The organism is Haloprofundus marisrubri, assembly GCF_001469955.1.
In the GTDB taxonomy this organism is placed as follows: domain Archaea; phylum Halobacteriota; class Halobacteria; order Halobacteriales; family Haloferacaceae; genus Haloprofundus; species Haloprofundus marisrubri.
In genome coordinates this window covers 106,739-125,536 of the sequence record NZ_LOPU01000017.1, presented here as the reverse complement: position 1 = coordinate 125,536, position 18,798 = coordinate 106,739, and the positions used below count along the sequence as shown (strand labels likewise).

Here is an 18,798-nt window from a genome sequence, read left to right as displayed (position 1 = left end):
GCCACCCAGCGGTTGGGACTGTAGCCACCCAGCGGTTGGGACTGTAGCCACCCAGCGGTTGGGACTGTAGCCACCCAGTTTCGTTCAGACGTGGTCGTCCAAGAACGCCCGAATCCGTTCGAACTCCTCGACGAGGTTCGACCGCGTAGTCGTGTGGTGGCCTTCGTCCTCGAAGACGAGTTTCTCGACCGGGACGCCGCGTTCGCGCACTCGGTCGACGATTTGTTCGGTCTCGCCGACGGGGACGCGCGGGTCGTTCGCGCCGTGTTGGACGAACAGCGGGCACTGGATTCGGTCGACGTTGTGAATCGGACTGATGGATTTCAGCAACTCCCGGTCGTCCAACGAGCCATACTCGGCACTACGATGGTCGCGCCGCCACTCGCCGGTGTTCTCCAGAAACGTCTCGAAGTCGGCGATACCGACGAACTCCACTGCTGCGGCCCAGATGTCTGGATATTCGGTGATGGCTGCCAGCACCATGAACCCGCCGTAGGAGCGCCCGTAAGCGACGATTCGGTCCGAATCGACTTCGTCCTGCTCGTAGAGCCAGTCGACGGCCGCTTTCACGTCTTTCACCGAGTCCATCCGCTTTTCCACGTCGTCGAGGTGGGTGTACGCCTTCCCGTAGCCGGAAGACCCGCGGACGTTCGGCTCCAGTACCGCATAGCCCTCGTTGAGGAAAAACTGCTTCGTCGGGTAGAACCACGGCCGTCGCTGGTGTTCGGGGCCGCCGTGGATGTCGACGATGACCGGCGTTTCGCCCGCCTCGGCGTCTTCCGGGAGGGTCCAGTAGGCAGGAATCGCCCTGTCGTCGAAACTCTCGTAGCGAATCGTCTCCGCGTCCCGGAACGTCGACTGGGGGATACCGACGGTGTCGAGCGGCGTCCACCGCGTCGGGTCGGCTGACGTCGCTCCCTCGTCGTCGCTGCGGTCGCTGCCGTCGCCCGTTGCCAGTTCACCGACGTAGACGCCAAATGGCTCGGTGTTCTTCGAGAACGTGAACGCGAACTGTTCTCCCTGTGGCCCGAGCGTCACATTGGACACGACGCCCCGCGGGAGGTCGACTGCATCGACGTCGACTCGCGTCTCGTCGACGAGTTCGCCCGCGTACAGTTCGGAGTAACCGTCGACGTTGCGACCGTAAACCAGCGTCCGAGAGTCGCAGTCGAAGACGAACTCCTCGACGTTCCAGTCGCCGCCGGAGGTGACGGTAGCTATCTCACGCGATTCGAGGTCGAGACGGCCCAGATAGCTCGTGTCCGACTCGTAGTTCGTCACGAGGTAGAGCGCGTCGCCGTCGGGGCCGAACGCCACGCAGTCGTAGCTGGCTTCGCCGTCGGGGGTGACGACCCGCGCCTCGGCGGAGTCAAGGTCCAAAATCGAGAGGTCTTGGTCGAAACTCGCGTGCGCCTCCCGGAGTGCGAGCGACTCGCCGTCGGGCGACCACCCGAGAACTTCGAGCCAGCCGTCGGATTCGAGGACGAGGTCGGCGTCGTCGGGGTCGCCGTCGCGGGCTTGGACGTACACGTCGAACGCCTGCGCGTCGCGGCGGTTCGAGGTAAAGGCAAAGAAGTCGCCGTCGGGCGACCAGCCACCCCAGCCGTGTATCGCATCGGGGCGCTCGGTGAGGCCGTGAATCGTGCCGTCGTCGGCGTCGTAGCGGAACAACTGGTCGCGTTCGTCGCTGCCTCGGTCCATCCCGAAGACGAACTCGTCGCGCGTCGGCGACCAGTCGATAACAGAGATGCGCTCTTCGAACGCGGTAAGTCGCGTCGGCGGCGCCCCCGCTTCGTCGAGCGTCCAAATCTGGGGAGTACCGGTGGTGTCGCGGATGAAGGTGAGGCTGTCGCCGCGCTGTGAGAACGCGGGTTGTCGGGCGGCGTCGATGCCGAGGTAGCGGGCGACGGCGTACTGTGGCATGCTTGCACAGTGGCCGCACGCCGGATAAGGATTCAGCATGCGGTGTCGGCTTGCCGCGAGTGCTGTGGCGACGACGCTGTCGGGTGCCACACGTCGCTCGCCGGAAGGCGTGGGCTTATGTGTCGAACCACGTAGCATCAGAGAGGCAGTGTCGAAGCAGAGCGAGAGCCGTATCGATATGACGACCGGCGCGATTTCACCGAAACTCGTCGCCTTAGCGTGGCCGCTCGTCGCCGGCAACTTGCTCCAGACGTTCTACAACCTCGCCGATATGTTCTGGGTGGGGCGGGTGAGCGCAGAGGCCGTCGCGGCCGTCTCGCTGATGTTTCCGCTCTCTTGGATGTTCGTCTCGACGGCGATGGGAATCACGGCGGCGACTATCGCCCTCGTCTCCCAACACGTCGGCGCGGGCAACGACCGAGAAGCCGACCACGTCGTCGGCCAGACCATCCTCTTGACCGTCGGCGTCGCTATCGTCCTCTCGCTGTTCGGCCTCGCCGTCCAGCGACCGCTGTTGCGCGCGATGGGTGCGACCGGCCCCGTGTTTCCCGAAGCGCTCGCGTACATCGAAGTCATCTTCGCCGCACTGCCGTTCACGTTCTGTTTCTTCGCCTTCCGCGCGGCGCTGCAGGGTGCAGGGGACACGAAAACCGCGATGTGGCTTATGGTCGGTTCTGCTGGCCTCAACGTCGTCCTCGACCCGTTTCTCATCCTCGGCTGGTGGGTGTTCCCCGAGATGGGCACGCGCGGGGCAGCCGTTGCGACGTTCATCTCACGAGCGCTCGTCACCGTCGCGGGCGTCTACATCCTCCTTCGCGGTGACTGGGGCGTTCGACTCCGAATCCCGGACCTACGTCCCGACAAATCGGTGCTGAAGAAACTCGTCGAAGTCGGCTACCCGGCGACGCTCGACGGGTGGGCGCGGAGTTTCGCCGCGGTTGCGATGGCGACGCTCGTCGCGCAGTTCACCGTCGCCGCCATCGCCGCTTACGGTATCGGCGTCCGCCTGATGTCCGTCTCGTGGACCGTCTCGGGGGCCGTAGGCCAAGCGACGGCGACGGGCGTCGGTCAGAATCTCGGCGCGAAAACGCCCGAACGGGCGGCCGAAGTGACGTGGAAAGCGATGGGCGGCACGATGGCGGTGCTGTTCGCCGCTGCGGCACTCGTCTTTGTGTTCCCCGACGTGGCGATGCGCATCTTCGTCGGCGACCAAGCCGTCGTCGACGAGGGCGTTCGCTTTCTCCGCATCATCGCGCCGTTCTGGGCGTTCTTCGGCGGGACGATGGTGATTCAGGGCGCGTTCCGGGGCGCGGGTCAGACGAAGGTGGCGATGGCGCTGTCGTTTCTCTCGCGGTGGATTTTCCGCGTGCCGGTGGCGCTCGTTCTCGCGTTCGCGTGGACGGTGTCGCTCCCCGGTGGGACGAGTATCAGCGCGTTCGATTTCGGTGTCGACGGCCTCTGGTGGGCGTTCTCCGTCGGCGCGACGGCGGCGTTCGTCGTCGCCGTCCTGTGGTTCCAGCGCGGCGGATGGCAGACGGGTGTGCTGGAGGAGTCGGAGTCGAAGCCGTCGGCGGCGGACTGACTCGGAGAGCTCCGCCAGTCACGCACTCGCTTGCTATCTCTAACGAACGTCTTGCGGGCGTTGTAGACCGACCGGCAATCGCTCCCATCCACGCCTCCACTTAGTGCGACGAAGTCGCCTCCGAATCGACGATTTCGTCAGCACGGCCGACGACGACCGCGTTGACAGTCGCACCCAGCAACAGAACGACGCCGCTGAAGTAGAGCCACGTGACCAACAGGAGAATGCTGGCGATGAGATTGCCGCCGCCCCCACTCAGAGAGACGTACACTTGGAACAGCACCTGTAGAATGGCCCAGCCGACGGCCCCGACGATGGTTCCCGGGAGCACGTCTCGCGGTCCGACGTCGAGGTCCGGAAACAGGTAGTACATCGGGAAGAACGCGACGACGAGGCCGACGACCAGTAGTAGCGGAACCACGAGCCTGACGTACGGAACGAACGAGAAGAACGCGACGACGCTGGTGGCTCCGACCATCGCGATGATTCCCAGTGTGAGGGTAACGAGCATCAGCAGACTCTTCTTGAGTTGCCCGACGAACGACTCCCGTGCGGTCGTCTCGTAAATCTCGGAGAACGCCGTATCGAGTCCGCGGAACACCTTGATAGCACCCCAGACGAGTATGAGCACCCCGATGAGTGTGGCACCGATGGTCGAACCGCTTCCAGCGCTGCTCTGCTGTTCTACCATCACCTCGATGACTCCCCCGACCGACGGCGAGACGCTGTCGGTGGTGACCGTGATGATTTGCTCCTGCAGTTCGGGCGCTCCGAACACGGAGACGGCGAGCAGGGAGAACATAACCAGTGGGACGAGCGAGACGAACGCGCTGTAGGCGATACTCCCGGCGAGGAAGGTGACGTTCTTCTCGCTGAAGACGGTCTTGACCATCTTCGCCCGCGAGACGACCGACTGAGTCTGCATAGGTAGACACTCTCTCCGGAGCAACGTAACTGAAGGGCCGACACAGCAGCTTTCGAACGGTTCCGATACCCACGTAAGCGATGCCCGGGGACTCGGTCGGCAAAAGAGAACGGCGCGTGAAATCGGTCGCGGACCTACTCGTCTAACTTCTCGCGGAGCATCCCGTTGACGCTGCCGGGGTCGGCGCTGCCGCCGGTTTTCTGCATCACTTGGCCGACGAGGAAGTTGAGAGCGCCACCCTCACCGCTGTGGTAATCTTCGACGGCGTCGGGGTTCTCCTCGATAGCTTCCTCGACGGCGGTGCCGACGGCGTCGTCGTCGGCCTTGCCGAGACCTTCCTCGTCGATGACGTCGTCGGGGGCCATCTCGTCGTCGAGCATCCGCCGGAGGACGACTTCCTCGGCGTTCTTCGTCGTAATCTCGTCTTCGGCGACGAGTTCGACGAGGCGGGCGAACTCGTCCAGTCTCCCGTCGATGTCCTCGATAGCCATGTCGCGGTAGTTGAGTTCGCCGAGCAGGTTGTCGGCGACCCACGTCGCCGCGAGGTCCGGGTCGAACGTCTCGGCGACTTGCTCGTAGAAGTCCGCGACTTCCTTCGTCGAGGTGAGTTTCGAGGCAGACTCGGCGTCGAGACCGTACTCTTCGCGGAAGCGTTCGCGGCGCGCGTCGGGGAGTTCTGGGATGTCGATGGTCTCTTTCCACCCGGCGACTTGCAGCGGCGGCAGGTCGGCCTCGCGGAAGTAGCGGTAGTCTTTCTCCTCCTCTTTGGTCCGCATCGAGACGGTAGAGCCGTGCGCCTCGTTGAAGTGCCGTGTCTCCTGTTCGACCGTCTTGCCACGCTGGACGAGGTTGCGCTGCCGGGACGCCTCGTACGTCAGTGCCTTCTCCGCGCCCTTGTGACTGGAGATGTTCTTCACCTCGGTGCGGTTGGCCGCCTCCAGAACCTCCTCGGAAATCGAGCCGTCGTCTCGAATCTCGTCGGCGGGGACGAGACTCAGGTTCGCGTCGATGCGGAGCGACCCGTCGCGCGTGGAGTCGAAGATGCCGAGATATTCGAGCACCTCTTCGAGTTTGTTGAGAAACGAGCGGACCTCCGAGGGACTGCGGAAGTCCGGTTGCGTGACGATTTCCATCAGCGGCGTGCCGGCGCGGTTGTAGTCGACGAGCGTGTAGTCCGCGCGGTCGATAGCGACGGTTCGGGAGTCGAGATTCCCGGTTCCGTCACGGACGTGTTTGATACTCCCCGGGTCCTCTTCGAGGTGGGCGCGGCGGATGTCGACTTCTCGCGTCTCGCCTTCGACACTGAACTCCAGCGTTCCGTCCTGACAGATTGGGGCGTCGTACTGCGTAATCTGGAAGTTCTTCGGCAGGTCGGGGTAGTAGTAGTTTTTCCGGTGGAAACGGGTTTGTTCGGGGATGTCGGCGTCGAGCGCCTTGCCGACTTTCACGGCAGCCTCGACGGCTCCTTCGTTGAGTACGGGGAGCGCGCCGGGGAGGCCGAGACAGGTCGGACAGGTCCGCGTGTTCGGTTGCTCGTCGTCGGCGGCGTCGGTCGAACAGCCACAGAAAATCTTCGTCGCGGTTTCGAGTTGAACGTGGACCTCCAACCCGATGACGACGGCGAAGTCGCGCTGTTCGAGCGCTTGCGCGGTCATTGGGCGGGCTATGACGGCGGGCGGCTAAATACTAACGCCTCGGCACGCTCGTCGGAGTTCGCGTTCACCCGTCGTGATTCGCGCTCGTCAGTCCGGTTCGCCGGTCGCGTTCCGACTGGTCGGCTATCGCCGCTCGAATCGACACCCGGAATTTCGACCGATTCGGGCGCTCTCGCCGAATCGTCCGCTCTCCGTCTGACGTACATTTATGGGGGCGGAGCAGCCGAATACGTCCATGAGTAATCGGGTGGAGGAACTCGAATCCCAAGTGTCGGAGCTGAGAGCCGCCGTCGACGGTCTCACCGAAGAACTCGTCGAGACCAAAGAGCGACTGCGCCAGTTGGAAGCGGCGGCGGACGCCGAACCGACGGTCCAGTCGTACGCGAACGCAGAGTCCGCAGAGACCGCCGGGGAGTCGTCGGCGTCCGCTCCGGAACCGGAGGCCGAAGAAGCTAAATCCACCGAGGAGAAGGCTCAAGAAAGCGAGTCCGAATCCGACGAAAGCGACATCATCATCGCCTGAGCCGTCGGGTCGACTCCCTCCACGAGCAACACATGCACATCAAAGAGCTCGTCCTTGACAACTTCAAGAGCTTCGGGCGTAAAACCCGAATCCCGTTCTACGAGGACTTCACCGTCGTCACGGGGCCGAACGGCTCCGGCAAGTCGAACATCATCGACGGCGTGCTGTTCGCGCTGGGCCTCGCCCGGACGCGCGGCATCCGTGCCGAGAAACTGACCGACCTCATCTACAACCCCGGTCACGACGACGGGTCGTCCTCGGGCGGTCCCCGCGAAGCCAGCGTCGAAGTCGTCCTCGACAACAGCGACGGGACGCTCGAACGCTCGCAGGTGACGACGGCCGCCGGCACCGACAGCGTCGGCGACGTCGACGAAATCACCATCCGTCGCCGGGTGAAGCAGACCGAGGACAACTACTACTCGTACTACTACCTGAACGGTCGCTCGGTCAACCTCTCGGACATCCAGGACCTGCTCTCGCAGGCTGGCGTCGCCCCCGAAGGCTACAACGTCGTCATGCAGGGCGACGTGACCGAGATAATCAACATGACGGCGTTCCAGCGCCGCGAAATCCTCGACGAGATAGCGGGCGTCGCCGAGTTCGACGCGAAGAAAGACGCCGCCTTCGAGGAACTCGAAACCGTCGAAGACCGCATCGGCGAGGCGGACCTCCGTATCGAGGACAAAGAAGAACGTCTCGACCAACTCGCCGACGAACGCGAGACGGCGCTCGAATACAAAGGACTGCGCGAGGAGAAAGAGGAGTTCGAGGGCTACCTGAAAGCCGCCGAACTCGAAGACAAGCGCGCGGACCTCCAGCGCACGACGAGCAAAATCGACTCGAAAGAAGAGACACTCGCGGAACTCCGCGAGGAACTCGACACCCGGCAGGGTCGACTCTCCCGTCTCGAAGACGAGTTGGAGGGACTCAACCGGGAAGTCGAACGCAAGGGCGAAGACGAACAGCTACGCATCAAGCGCGAAATCGAGTCGGTCAAAGGCGACATCAGTCGCCTCGAAGGCCAAATCGAAAACGCCGAAGAGCGCAAGGAGACGGCCGAAAACGAGCGCCGACAGGCGTTCGTCGAAATCGACCACAAGCAGGAGAAAGTCGACGACGTCGCAACGCAGATGCGGCAGGTCAAAGTCGAGAAAGCCTCGATAAAGAGCGACATCGTCGACAAGCGGACGACGCTCGCCGAGATAGAAGACGAGATAGCGAACGTCGACACCGAGTTCGACGAACTCAAAGCCGACCTTGCAGACCGCCGCGAGCGCGTCGAGACGCTCAAATCCGAGAAAAACGAGAAACAGCGCGAGAAAGACCGCCTGCTCGACGAGGCGCGACGGCGCTCCAATCGCGTCAGCGAGGCGCGAAACGACATCGAAGCTGCCCACGAGTCGATTCCCGAACGTAAGGCGAAACTCTCGGAACTGCACAGCGAACTCGACAAAGCCGAGAAGAACGAGTCGAAATCCAAAGAGATAGTCTCGGAGTTCCGCGAGAAGAAACAGAACCTGCAGGACGAACTGAGCGACGTCGAAGACGACATCCGCTCGAAGCAGTCCGAGTACGCCGAACTCGAAGCGCGCGCCGGGAAGAACGGCGACAACTCCTTCCCTCGCTCTGTTACCACCGTGTTGAACGCCGGCATCGACGGCGTCCACGGCGCAGTTGGACAACTCGGTTCCGTGGCTGGTGAGTATGCTGTCGCCTGTGAGACGGCGGCGGGCGGGCGACTGGCGAACGTCGTCGTCGACGACGACGGCGTCGGGTCGTCGTGTATCGACTACCTCAAGTCGAGAAACGCCGGCCGGGCGACCTTTTTGCCCATCACGAAGATGCAGAACCGTCGCCTGCCGCGGAAGCCGAAAGACCCCGGCGTCGTCGACTTCGCGTACAATCTCGTGGAGTTCGACAGCCGATACGACAGCATCTTCTCGTACGTACTCGGGTCGACACTCGTCGTCGAAGACATGCAGACCGCCCGGCAGTTCATGGGCGACTACCGCATGGTGACGCTCGACGGCGACTTGGTCGAAAAGAGCGGTGCGATGACCGGCGGCAGTCGCGGCGGCTCGCGCTACTCTTTCTCGAAATCCGGCGAAGGACGCCTCGAACGCGTCGCCAAGGAGATATCGAAGCTCGAAGACCGGCGACGGACGCTCAACGCCGAGATTCGAGACCTCGAAGAGAAACTCGACGACGCACGCGACCGGCAGTCGAACGCCGCCGACAAAGTGCGCACCATCGAAGGCGACATCGAGCGAGTCGAGAGCGACCTCGAAGATGCCGAGTCGAAGATAGAGGAGTTGGAGGCGACGCTCGACGAGTTGGAAGCCGAACGCGACTCCGTCGACGAGGAGATGGGCGCGCTCGACGCCGACATCGCCGAATTGGACGCCGAAATCTCCGAGGTGGAAGCCGAAATCGAGAAACTGGAGGCGGAACTCGCCGACTCGAAGATTCCCGAACTCACGAGCGAAGCCGACGACGTGCGCGCGGACATCGACGACCTCGAAACCCGGATGGACGAGTTGGACAGCCGACTCAACGAACTCGGACTGGAGAAGCAGTACGCCGAGGAGGCCGTTTCCGACCTCGAAGAGACCGTCGAGAGCGCCCAAAATCGAAAAGCCGCCGCCGAAGAGAAGATTGCGGAGGCGGAAGCCGCCATCGAGGAGAAAGAGGCGGTCCTCGACGAGAAACACGAAGCCGTCGAAGCACTCGAAGACGAACTCGTCGAACTCAAAGAAGAGAGAAACGAACTCCGCGAGGAACTCCGCGAGGCGAAAAACGAACGCGACGAACAGAAGGAAGCCGTCTCGCGGGCGGAGTCGCGTCTCGAATCGCTCGAAAGCGCGAAGGAACGACTTTCGTGGGAAATCGACGAACTCGAAGCCGAAGTCGGTGAGTACGACCCCGAGGAGATTCCCGACCACGAGACGGTCGAGAAGAACGTCGACCGCCTCGAAAGCGAGATGGAGGCGCTCGAACCCGTGAACATGCTCGCTATCGACGAGTACGACTCGGTCGAAGCGGACCTCTCGGACCTCCAAGAACGTCGCGACGTCCTCGTCGAAGAACGCGACGGCATCGAAGAACGCATCGAGCAGTTCGAGACGCAGAAGAAGCGGACGTTCATGGAGTCGTACGAAGCCATCGACGCGCAGTTCCAGCGCATCTTCGAGCGTCTCTCCGCGGGGTCGGGCGAACTCCACCTCGAAGACCCCGAGGACCCCTTCGAGGGCGGCCTGACGATGAAAGCCCAACCCGCCGACAAACCGATTCAGCGACTCGACGCGATGTCCGGCGGCGAGAAGTCGCTCACTGCACTGGCGTTTATCTTCGCCATCCAGCGGCACAATCCTGCGCCCTTCTACGCGCTCGACGAGGTGGACGCCTTCCTCGACGCCGCCAACGCCGAACGCGTCGGCCAGATGGTCGACGACCTCGCGGGCGACGCGCAGTTCGTCGTCGTCTCCCATCGCTCGGCGCTGCTCGAACGCTCCGAACGCGCCATCGGCGTGACGATGCAAGGCGACAACGTCAGCGCCGTCACCGGGATTCGCTTCGACAACCAGCGAAGTGAGAACGGCAGCGATACCGACGGCGACGGCTCGGACGGGGGTGACGGCGACAGCGACACGGATAGCAACAGTGACACCGACGGCGACAGCGACGAAGGCCTCGCCGCGGAGGTGAGCGCCGATGACTGAGTTCGGAGAGGATGGAGACGGAACCCGAGACGGAGACCGACTCGATGAGAGTGTCGTCGACGACGTGGACGCCATCGAACCCGACGAGGGCGAAGTCGAACCAGTCGAACTGCTCGTCCAACTCGCCGAGGACGGCGAGATAGAGCCGTGGGACATCGACATCGTCGCGGTCACCGACGCGTTCCTCGAACGTCTCGACGCGACGGACCTCCGGACGTCCGGTCGCGCGCTGTTCTACGCGAGCGTTCTCCTGCGGATGAAGAGCGACGAACTGCTCGCGCCGGACGAACCCGACGAACCGGAACCCGAGCCGTGGGAGATGGCGATGGAAGGCGACGACGACGTCGCACCCGGCTTCGACCCCATCGACGCGCTCGAAGACGAGATGGACCGCCGCCTCGAACGCAAGAGCGTCCGCGGGTCGCCGGAGACGCTCGACGAACTCGTCCACGAACTCAGAGAAGCAGAGCGAGAGTCGTGGTGGAAACGCTCCCGAGAGTACGACACCACGTCCTCGCCCCGGGGCTTCCGCCGCGGCACGCAGACGCTCGACTACCACGCCGCCGACGACTTGCGCCGCGACGGCGAACCCGGTGAGGACGACGTGACGGGCACGACCCACGACGAACATATGGAGGACAGCATCGAGACGGTGGAGGCACACCTCCGCGAGCAGTACGACAACGGCCGCGACGAGGTGCTGTTCGCCGAACTGAAAGGCGTCGGCGGCCGTCCCGTCGAAACGTATCTCGCGCTGTTGTTCCTAGCGCATCGAAGCGTCGTCACGCTCCAACAGGACGACCTGTTCGGCGACCTCTGGGTGCAGGCAAAAGACAAAGAGAGCGAAAAGACGCCGGCCGTCGCGGACTGAGAGTCGAGTTCGGATTCGTTGCGCTGGTTTCCTGTTTTCGCGTCCCTGTCTTCGCGTTTTCGTCTCCTCGACTCAGTCGAGATAGTCGTCCACGAGCAGGTCGACGCGTTCGCGCGTCTCCTCGGGGATAGCGTCCGCAGGCGTGTTGATGGTGCCTTCGAGCGCCGTGTGTGCGCCGCACTCGAACTCCTCGGGCAGCGTCCGAATCGCTTCCTCGACGGTGCGCTTGATGGCTTCCTGGTTCTTCTCGGCGTTTTCGAGCACTTCTTCGAGCGTCACCTCGTGGTCCTGTTTCCAGACGTCGTAGTCGGTGACGCCCGCGACGGTGGCGTAGGCGATTTCGGCTTCGCGGGCGAGTTTCGCCTCCGGAACCGCCGTCATGCCGACGACGTCCCAGCCTTGCGCACGATAGAACTCGCTTTCGGCGCGCGTGGAGTACTGCGGCCCTTCGATGCAGACGTAGGTGCCGCCCTCCTGAACCTCTGCATCGGTCGCCGACTCCGCGGCGTCGACGAGATGCGAGACGAGTTCCGGGCTGTACGGTTCCGTGATTGGCTGGTGGACGACGATACCGTCGCCGAAGAACGTCGACGTGCGGTGTTTCGTCCGGTCGAAAATCTGCCCCGGCACGACGAGCGTTCCCGGCGGGAGTTCCTCTTTGAGGCTGCCGACGGCGTTGGAAGCGAAGATGTACTCGACGCCCAGTTGCTTGAACGCGTAGATGTTCGCGCGGTACGGTAGATTCGTCGGCGAGCGGCCGTGTTTCGAGCCGTGTCGCGGCAGGAACGCGACTTCGCGGCCGGTGTCACCGAACTCGCCGATGGTGACCGGCGCACTCGGCTCGCCGTACGGCGTCTCTATCTCCTTTTTTCGGGTGTTCGACAGCGGGAGCGCTTCGTAGATACCGCTTCCGCCGATGAAGCCGATTGTCATGGTCGTACTGGGAGGTGTGGACACCTAAAAGAACCTGATTCGTGTGTCGCGGACGGGGCGTCATGGTCTGAGATGGTAGAAAGACTCGCTGTCCGACCCGTGTCGGCAGGTCGGCCACTCGCGCTACTTTCTCGACTGTATCAGTCTGTTTCCAGCCCCGACCCACCGTCCGAGTTGTCGGAGCGCAACCAGCGGCACGCTGTTCGAGACGACGCTCGCACGTAGCGTCGTGGAAACGTCCTCGGCTTGCCCCTGCAGCAACGTCCCCAACTGAATCGCACGGTGCTGTCGTGTCAGCGAGTACGTCGGCACGAGGTCGGGCGAGAACTTGGCTTTCGCACCGCTGGTTCGGCGTTCGAGTGCGCCTTGGAAGTCGAACTGCGTCGCTCCTGACTCCTTGGCGTCGGCGATGCCGTGCCAGTCGAGCAGTTCGTTCGCCGGAACGTCTCGTAGTGGCCGCGCGCCGCCTTTCCACGAGTAGACGACGTCGCCGAAACGAACGTTGATGACACCGCTTACGTACTCACCATCGAGTCGGCAGACGTACGGTCGGACCTGTTCGTCCGGGAGGGCGTCGACGTACCGCATCACCAGTTCGGGTTCGGAGTCGAAGTACGGGATGTCGGAGTCCGCGAATCGCTGGTAGATGTGGTCGACGATGCGTCGGGCCTCCGCTCTGCCACCGATTTCGACGGTACAACCGGCCTCCTCGGCTCTGCGGACGCGTTTGCGGACCGACCGAGAGAACGACTGCCGTATCTCGTCGAGGTCGCGGTCGAGGTCGACGACGTACGTCGCCCCCATCTCGACGTCGAACCCGTTCCACACCCACGGTCGGAAGTCCGGGTAGCGTTCGCTCGTCTGGACCATGAACCGATGCGGCGCACAGTGTTCGTCGACCCACTCGATGCAGGCGTCGACGAACCGCTCGTTCTGCGTCTCTCGCTTCCGGGTTTTCAGTTTCTCGTGGTTCAAAAGCACCGGCCCGAGTTTCCGAATCGAGACGCCCTCCGGCGGGGATTTCACCAGACGAAGCGGCCCTCGATTCATCTCGAAAACGGGGAACACGCCTATCGGTTCTTCACCTTTGAATCCGACGAGCGGATGCAGCGTCGCATCCGCCTCCGCGGCGACGACGCGAAGAACCTCGAACTGGTGAAACGGCGTCGCCATCGACGACCGTTCGAGCCACCCGTCCCACTCACGCTCCGTACGACCCGTCTCAGAGAGGCGCTCGACCGAAATCGACATGGATGACTGTTCGCCGAATCAGTATTAGTAGTTTCAGTAAATTGTACAGTTTATTTAGTTGGATATATAGCAGGCCCCGAGAGTTCTCTCTTGGCGAACGTCGGCGACGTTCGTCGGTCGGATACGAACCCTACTGATGTTGCCGCAAACGGCGGATTTCGGGATTATTCCGGCAATTCCGACTGGTTCGTGGTAGCCACTATCAGGAGAGTTGAAGTAGTTCGATGCATTTCACGAGACAGTGACAGAGCCCTCTTATAAAAGCGAGCTGACAGATGGCGACCTCGTCAGGCCGATGCTTCGGTTAGCCGTGCCGATGGTCGTCATCCAACTGCTCCAAGTGATGTACAACGTCGCCGACACGTTCTGGCTGGGTCTCCTCTCGGCGAACGCTGTCGGCGCGTTGAGTCTCGCGTTCCCGATGATTTTCTTCCTCATCTCCGTCGGCGGCGGCTTTACCGCCGCGGGGACGATTCTCGTCGCACAGTACACCGGTGCGGACAGCGACGGGTCGGCGGACCTCATCGCCGGACAGACCATCTCCTTCGTGACGCTTCTGGCGATTGCCATCGGGATTTTGGGCTTCTTCCTCACGGACCCGATGCTGTCGCTTCTGCCGACGAACGCCGAGACGGGCGCGGACATCGTTCCGCTGGCGGGGCGTTACATGCGTCTGTTCTTCCTCGGGTCGCCGTTCCTCTTCGGCTTCTTCATTTTCTCGTCGTTGATGCGTGGCTACGGCAACACGCGGGTTCCGATGCTCGTGATGGTCGTCAGCGTCGCCATCAACGTCGTCCTCGACCCGCTTCTCATCTTCGGCTGGTGGGTGTTCCCCCGTCTGGAAATCGAGGGCGCAGCCATCGCCACCATCGCCGCCAGAGCCGTTGCGGCGGTCATCGGGATGTACGTCCTCTTCGGGACTGACGTCGGCCCGGACGTGGGTGTCGAACACCTTCCGTTACAGTTCGACCGCGTCCGCGACATCGTCTCGCTCGGCGTGCCGACGGCGCTCGAACAGTCTACCAGCGCGCTGGCGATGATTATCATGACCGCGATGGTCGCCACGTTCCCGCCGGCAATCGTCGCCGCCTACGGCCTCGGTAACCGCCTCACCTCGCTCATCTTCCTGCCGGCGATGGGGATGGGACAAGCCATAGACGCCGTCGTCGGGCAGAACCTCGGTGCGGGGAAACCCGAACGGGCAGCACGGGCGGCGAAACTGGCGGCGAAACTCGTCACCGTGGCGTTGCTCCCGCTGGCCGTCGTCGCCGCCGTCACGCCCGAACCTATCGTCGCCGTCTTCCTCGGGGCCGACAGCGCCCGAGCGGCTGAAACCATCGTCTACGCCAGCGACTACCTCCGTATCGCCTCGGTGATGTTCGTCTTCATGGGCGTCCTGCAGGTGATGCTCGGGACGTTCCGCGGCGCGGGCAACACGAAGACGGCGCTCGTGATGTCGGCTATCACGCTGTGGGTCGTCCGCCTGCCGGCGACGTACATCCTCGTCTTCGTCGAAGGCTGGGCGGAGACGGGTATCTGGGTCGCCGTCGCCCTCGGCGACATCGGCGGTGCTATCGTCGCCGTCGCGTGGTTCACCCGCGGGACGTGGAAAAGCGCCGTCGTCGACACCGACGACGCGGACGCCTCGAACGAAGAGGGTCCCGTCGACCGGACGCCGACGGACGATTGAGGTTCGGTGACCGACCGACGACTGACCGATAGCCGACCGACAACCGGAGGGACGTGTTCTGCGGCGAGAGTTGGAGGGTTCTCAAAAGACGGCTTCGATTACTGATTCGAGCGTTCCGTCGCCGACCAACGAGACGTGGTCGTCGTCGGGGTGGTGTCGAATCACCTCGAAGTCGGCCAGCATCGGTAGATGGACGTGCCGCAAGGTGATTTCGACCCGCTTGAGGTGTTCTTCGGTCACGTCGCTCGGCGAGTCGACTTCCCGGAGTGCCGTCTCGTACACCAACACCGGTATCGTCAGCGGCGAGTCCGCCTCGCGGAGTGCGAGGAGGACGTGTATCCGCCGCTGGCTACTGAGAAGCCGACTCGTCGTTGCGACGTTTCGTTGCTCTTTGTTTGTCATTTTAGTCACATCCGCTCGGGCTCTTTCTGTCGGTCCAAAACTATTAGCGCGGCGTCATGAGTCCGATACGAGAGAGAACTCCGCCTGAGAGTAAAACACCCGACGTTCACCCAGTAACTAAATTGCGGACGGAGTTTCGTCGCCTGTCGACAGTGAGGCTTCACCAGTGCCCTGTACGTCGGATGAAGATGTCTCCCGATTCCTCACACACAGCTTGTTTTCGCCCACCAGACTGTCAGACAAGATACACCGTTCCGTTCGTCGGGCGTTACTCGCTCGGTGTGGTCACTATCTCGACGAACGCCGAGCGTAGAAACGAGTGGCACGCACCGGACAGTGGTGGGGACCACAGCGCAATGCGTGCCAGTGACGCGTATGGGGTCAACTGGTATTACCCTTGTGTGATTAACTGAGTGAATCTGTTAAACGCGTGCCGTCTTCGAATCTGTGTAGAATAGTCACTACACAATACGAACGCCTTTTGCGGTTGCCTGAAAAATACACTAGTGACTGTCTTCGAGTTCGTTCGAAGGCTATGGTGGGGACCATGAGTTCAGATGACACACAGCAGCAGGCAGTAGGGTTACTCCAGCAACTCGGGTTAAAGGAGTACGAGGCGAAATGTTTCGTGGCGCTCTCTCGGTTACCGAAAGGGACGGCCAAACAGATAAGCGACATCGCGGACACACCGCGGACCAGAGTGTACGACGCGATACGAGTACTGGAGGCCAAAGGGCTGGTCGAGATTCAGCACAGCAGTCCCCAACAGTTTCGCGCCGTCTCGCTCGACGAAGCGACGGAGACGCTTCGACAGCAGTACGAGAGTCGTGTCGACGAACTCTCGGCGATGCTGGAAGATATCGAACCGGTCGAACTCGAGGAGGAGACGACTGCTCACGAAGTCTGGGGACTGTCGAGTGCCGGGAGTATCGCCGCGCGAACGAGCAAACTCATCGGTGAGGCGGCCGGCGAAGTCGTGTTGGTAGTTGGCTCCGACGGCGTGGTAACCGACGCTCTCATCGAGAGTTTGAACGAAGCGACGGAACGCGGTATCTCGGTGCTCGTCGGAACCGTCTCCGAGGACATCCGAGAGCAGTTACAGTCTCGGGTGACCGACATCAACGTGTTCGTCTCCGAACTCAAGTGGTTACACGAGTCCGAAAACTCCGAGAGTGACGACAACGTGACTATCGAGCGTATTCTCCTCGTGGACCGAGATACGATTCTGTTGAGTTCGCTGGACCCGAGTACGGCCGAAGAACACGCCGTGTTCGGCCGTGGCTTCGACAACGGACTCGTCGTTCTCACACGCCGACTGATGGCTTCGGGCCTCCTCTCGTCGCAAGACCCCGGTTGGAACTAAACGGTCCACGTCGATGAACGACGAGCGACGAGCGACGAGTCGCGCTACGCGCTCGCCTCGCCCATCTCGTCTGCGCGACCCGGAATCACGCCGAGTTGTTCCATCATTCCGAGCGCGTGCGGACTGTTGTACTCCTCGGTGCAGCGGTCGCCGTCGAACCTGACGATGGAGATGCCCGGCGTCTCCACGGATTTCCCCGTGGGCGGAATCTCCATGCCCCGAACCCGGAGGGTGCCTTCGTGCGTGCCAGTCACGCGGTACCGGCAGGTGACGCAGTCGCCGGCGACGACGAGTTCGTCGATGTGGACGGTGAGGTCCGGCATCGCCTCGCGGTACGATTCGATGAGTGCCCGATACTCGTCGATGCCGCGGAACGACTGTTCGAGTTGGTAATGTGTGGAAACGTATTCGTCGGCGAGCGTCTCGTCGAGGACGCTGTAATCGCCCTTGCTCCACGCGTCGTCGGCGATGCGTCTGAACTGTCTCTCCATCTCCGTCATCGGTGTGGTGGTTGCCATATCTATCACCGGTAATCGTGTACGTCGGCTGAAAGAATAGAGATTCGCTGCGACCCGACAGAGTGTCCCGAGCGTCGGCCGTTCGTCAGATAATCATCCCCGACTCCAACACGGCGATGAGAAGCGTCAACACGGGAATACTGACGAGCGTCGTCGAGAAGACGACGGCGCTGACGTACTCCGCCGCCGAGAGGCCGCCGATGGTCGCGCCGTCGGAGAACTCGATGAGCAAGATGAGTGGCGTGATGGCCGCGGGCATCGCACATTCGAGGACGAACACGCGCGCGACGGTGGGGTCGGCGAATCCGAGCGCGAACGCGACACCCAGACCGACGACGGGCGCGACGGCCATCTTGAGCGCGCTGGCGACGCCGACGTGCGAGAGCGCCGAACCGTAATCTGTGTTCGCCAACTGGATGCCGAGGATGAGAAGCATCACCGGAATCGAGGAGTCGCCGACGAGTTGGACCGTCTCCATCGCCGCGCCGTCGACGGGCGGAACGAGGTTCAGCCACCGCGCGACGAGTGCGACGACGACGGCGTAGACGAGCGGGATGCGGAGCACGCGCTTGAACCCGGCGAGGCCGGCCGACCCGCCGCTTCGAGAGGCGATGTAGATTCCGACCGAGTACATCAACACGCCCTGCACCGAAAGATACAGCACCGCGGTGCTGCGACCGGTCGACCCGAAGGCGAACTCAGACAGCGGGACGCCGTAGTTGCCGGCGTTCGGGAAGGCGCTGACGAGGACGAGCGCACTCAAGATGGGTTCGGGTTCGCCGAGCAGTCGGCCGATAGCTTCGGAGACGACAATCATCGCCAGCGTGTAGACGGTGACGCCGGCCGCGACGCGGACGAGCGTCCCGCCGCCGAGCGTCGTCGTCGCGAGACTGTGAAAGACGAGCGCCGGCGCGAGCACGTAGAGCGTAATCGTGTTCAACGGCCCGGGATTGACGTCCTGCGTCCGGCCGAGGAGAAAACCGATGCCGGCCAGCGCGAGAATCGGCAGTATCGCAGTCGCGAAGATAGAGACCAGTGACACGCTCGAAGCCACCCACGCGGCGGTAGCAAGCGTTTCGGATGCGGCGACCTACGAAATCGCCCTACACCTGTGGTTTCGACGTCCGTCAGTCAGTCCGGTGTCTCGGCCGTAACTCGCCGGCGACCCGCCGAAGCACGGCGACGACGACGGTGGCTTCGAGATACGCGAACAGCGCCCAGAGCGCGAAGAAGAACGTGTACGCGGGGACGCCGAACTCGTTGAACAGCAACGTGTCGAGGAAGAACGCGACGGCGTAGGCGGGGAACGTCACGTACAGAACCGCGTCGGCGGCGACTCCGACCCGGTTCAAAACGAGGAGGGCGACGAAGACACCGAACAGCGAGAGCGTCGCTGCGTCGAACGCGTCTCGGAGGGAACCCATACGAGAAGTTGCTTGTTCA

General features: G+C 62.7%; 15 protein-coding genes. 6 read left to right on the top strand and 9 right to left on the bottom strand.

All coding sequences use genetic code 11. The features are described from left to right. Positions 1-84: 84 nt before the first annotated feature. Positions 85-1,923 carry a S9 family peptidase gene (locus AUR64_RS05685; RefSeq protein WP_058580979.1) on the bottom strand — a complete coding sequence of 613 codons (1,839 nt, stop codon included), beginning with the start codon at positions 1,921-1,923 and terminating at the stop codon, positions 85-87. A gap of 178 nt (positions 1,924-2,101) precedes the next feature. Here AUR64_RS05685 and AUR64_RS05680 point away from each other — a divergent pair, with 178 nt between their 5' ends. Further along, positions 2,102-3,505 carry an MATE family efflux transporter gene (locus AUR64_RS05680; RefSeq protein WP_058580991.1) on the top strand — a complete coding sequence of 468 codons (1,404 nt, stop codon included), beginning with the start codon at positions 2,102-2,104 and terminating at the stop codon, positions 3,503-3,505. Positions 3,506-3,605: 100 nt separating this feature from the next. Here AUR64_RS05680 and AUR64_RS05675 read toward each other — a convergent pair whose 3' ends face one another. Then, positions 3,606-4,430 (bottom strand): YihY/virulence factor BrkB family protein, encoded by an 825-nt coding sequence (locus AUR64_RS05675; RefSeq protein ID WP_058580978.1) that lies wholly within the window; start codon positions 4,428-4,430, stop codon positions 3,606-3,608. Positions 4,431-4,564: 134 nt separating this feature from the next. After that, a complete protein-coding gene (gene gatB, locus AUR64_RS05670; RefSeq protein ID WP_058580977.1) occupies positions 4,565-6,085 on the bottom strand; it encodes an Asp-tRNA(Asn)/Glu-tRNA(Gln) amidotransferase subunit GatB in 1,521 nt (506 codons plus the stop codon). A 235-nt stretch (positions 6,086-6,320) separates the two neighbouring features. Between gatB and AUR64_RS05665 the strand changes: the two genes are divergently transcribed. Genes AUR64_RS05665 through AUR64_RS05655 form a run of 3 tightly spaced genes read left to right on the top strand, consistent with a single transcriptional unit; the run spans position 6,321 to position 11,198 of the window. Then, positions 6,321-6,608 (top strand): DUF7518 family protein, encoded by a 288-nt coding sequence (locus AUR64_RS05665; protein WP_058580976.1) that lies wholly within the window; start codon positions 6,321-6,323, stop codon positions 6,606-6,608. Between the two features lie 32 nt (positions 6,609-6,640). Continuing rightward, on the top strand, positions 6,641-10,327 hold the full coding sequence (gene smc, locus AUR64_RS05660; RefSeq protein ID WP_058580975.1) for a chromosome segregation protein SMC: 3,687 nt from the start codon (positions 6,641-6,643) through the stop codon (positions 10,325-10,327). Beyond that, positions 10,320-11,198, top strand: coding sequence for a segregation and condensation protein A (locus AUR64_RS05655; RefSeq protein WP_058580974.1), 879 nt, complete (start codon positions 10,320-10,322; stop codon positions 11,196-11,198). The genes smc and AUR64_RS05655 overlap by 8 nt, the downstream gene beginning before the upstream one ends. A 72-nt stretch (positions 11,199-11,270) precedes the next feature. On the opposite strand, the gene mtnP is transcribed toward AUR64_RS05655, so the two are convergent. Together mtnP and AUR64_RS05645 are read right to left on the bottom strand one after the other, a co-directional pair. Beyond that, the gene (gene mtnP, locus AUR64_RS05650; protein ID WP_058580973.1) at positions 11,271-12,131 is read right to left on the bottom strand and encodes an S-methyl-5'-thioadenosine phosphorylase; all 861 of its coding nucleotides are present in this window, start codon (positions 12,129-12,131) and stop codon (positions 11,271-11,273) included. A 123-nt stretch (positions 12,132-12,254) separates the two neighbouring features. After that, positions 12,255-13,382, bottom strand: a complete 1,128-nt coding sequence (locus AUR64_RS05645; RefSeq protein WP_058580972.1) for a GNAT family N-acetyltransferase — start codon at positions 13,380-13,382, stop codon at positions 12,255-12,257. A gap of 295 nt (positions 13,383-13,677) precedes the next feature. Between AUR64_RS05645 and AUR64_RS05640 the strand changes: the two genes are divergently transcribed. Continuing rightward, positions 13,678-15,072, top strand: coding sequence for an MATE family efflux transporter (locus AUR64_RS05640; protein WP_058580971.1), 1,395 nt, complete (start codon positions 13,678-13,680; stop codon positions 15,070-15,072). Positions 15,073-15,153: 81 nt separating this feature from the next. On the opposite strand, the gene AUR64_RS05635 is transcribed toward AUR64_RS05640, so the two are convergent. Further along, complete coding sequence (locus tag AUR64_RS05635; RefSeq protein WP_058580970.1) at positions 15,154-15,474, bottom strand: DUF7344 domain-containing protein; 321 nt, start codon at positions 15,472-15,474, stop codon at positions 15,154-15,156. A 547-nt stretch (positions 15,475-16,021) separates the two neighbouring features. Between AUR64_RS05635 and AUR64_RS05630 the strand changes: the two genes are divergently transcribed. Next, entirely contained in the window at positions 16,022-16,837 is an 816-nt protein-coding gene (locus tag AUR64_RS05630; RefSeq protein WP_058580969.1) for a TrmB family transcriptional regulator, read from the top strand. A gap of 44 nt (positions 16,838-16,881) precedes the next feature. Here the strand turns inward: AUR64_RS05630 and AUR64_RS05625 are convergent, their stop codons facing one another. From AUR64_RS05625 to AUR64_RS05615, 3 genes are all read right to left on the bottom strand, one after another. After that, the gene (locus AUR64_RS05625; protein WP_082230624.1) at positions 16,882-17,355 is read right to left on the bottom strand and encodes an ester cyclase; all 474 of its coding nucleotides are present in this window, start codon (positions 17,353-17,355) and stop codon (positions 16,882-16,884) included. Positions 17,356-17,440: 85 nt separating this feature from the next. Then, positions 17,441-18,397, bottom strand: coding sequence for an AEC family transporter (locus tag AUR64_RS05620; protein WP_058580967.1), 957 nt, complete (start codon positions 18,395-18,397; stop codon positions 17,441-17,443). 85 nt (positions 18,398-18,482) lie between these two features. Beyond that, a complete protein-coding gene (locus tag AUR64_RS05615) occupies positions 18,483-18,779 on the bottom strand; it encodes a hypothetical protein (protein ID WP_058580966.1) in 297 nt (98 codons plus the stop codon). Positions 18,780-18,798 lie beyond the last annotated feature (19 nt).

Excerpts from the sequence above, each read along its gene's own strand:
- AUR64_RS05685 (WP_058580979.1), bottom strand. The coding sequence starts at position 1,923 with ATGCCACAGTACGCCGTCGCCCGCTACCTCGGCATCGACGCCGCCCGA.
- AUR64_RS05680 (WP_058580991.1), top strand. The coding sequence starts at position 2,102 with ATGACGACCGGCGCGATTTCACCGAAACTCGTCGCCTTAGCGTGGCCG.
- AUR64_RS05675 (WP_058580978.1), bottom strand. The coding sequence starts at position 4,430 with ATGCAGACTCAGTCGGTCGTCTCGCGGGCGAAGATGGTCAAGACCGTC.
- gatB (WP_058580977.1), bottom strand. The coding sequence starts at position 6,085 with ATGACCGCGCAAGCGCTCGAACAGCGCGACTTCGCCGTCGTCATCGGG.
- AUR64_RS05665 (WP_058580976.1), top strand. The coding sequence starts at position 6,321 with ATGAGTAATCGGGTGGAGGAACTCGAATCCCAAGTGTCGGAGCTGAGA.
- smc (WP_058580975.1), top strand. The coding sequence starts at position 6,641 with ATGCACATCAAAGAGCTCGTCCTTGACAACTTCAAGAGCTTCGGGCGT.
- AUR64_RS05655 (WP_058580974.1), top strand. The coding sequence starts at position 10,320 with ATGACTGAGTTCGGAGAGGATGGAGACGGAACCCGAGACGGAGACCGA.
- mtnP (WP_058580973.1), bottom strand. The coding sequence starts at position 12,131 with ATGACAATCGGCTTCATCGGCGGAAGCGGTATCTACGAAGCGCTCCCG.
- AUR64_RS05645 (WP_058580972.1), bottom strand. The coding sequence starts at position 13,382 with ATGTCGATTTCGGTCGAGCGCCTCTCTGAGACGGGTCGTACGGAGCGT.
- AUR64_RS05640 (WP_058580971.1), top strand. The coding sequence starts at position 13,678 with ATGCTTCGGTTAGCCGTGCCGATGGTCGTCATCCAACTGCTCCAAGTG.
- AUR64_RS05635 (WP_058580970.1), bottom strand. The coding sequence starts at position 15,474 with ATGACAAACAAAGAGCAACGAAACGTCGCAACGACGAGTCGGCTTCTC.
- AUR64_RS05630 (WP_058580969.1), top strand. The coding sequence starts at position 16,022 with ATGAGTTCAGATGACACACAGCAGCAGGCAGTAGGGTTACTCCAGCAA.
- AUR64_RS05625 (WP_082230624.1), bottom strand. The coding sequence starts at position 17,355 with ATGGCAACCACCACACCGATGACGGAGATGGAGAGACAGTTCAGACGC.
- AUR64_RS05615 (WP_058580966.1), bottom strand. The coding sequence starts at position 18,779 with ATGGGTTCCCTCCGAGACGCGTTCGACGCAGCGACGCTCTCGCTGTTC.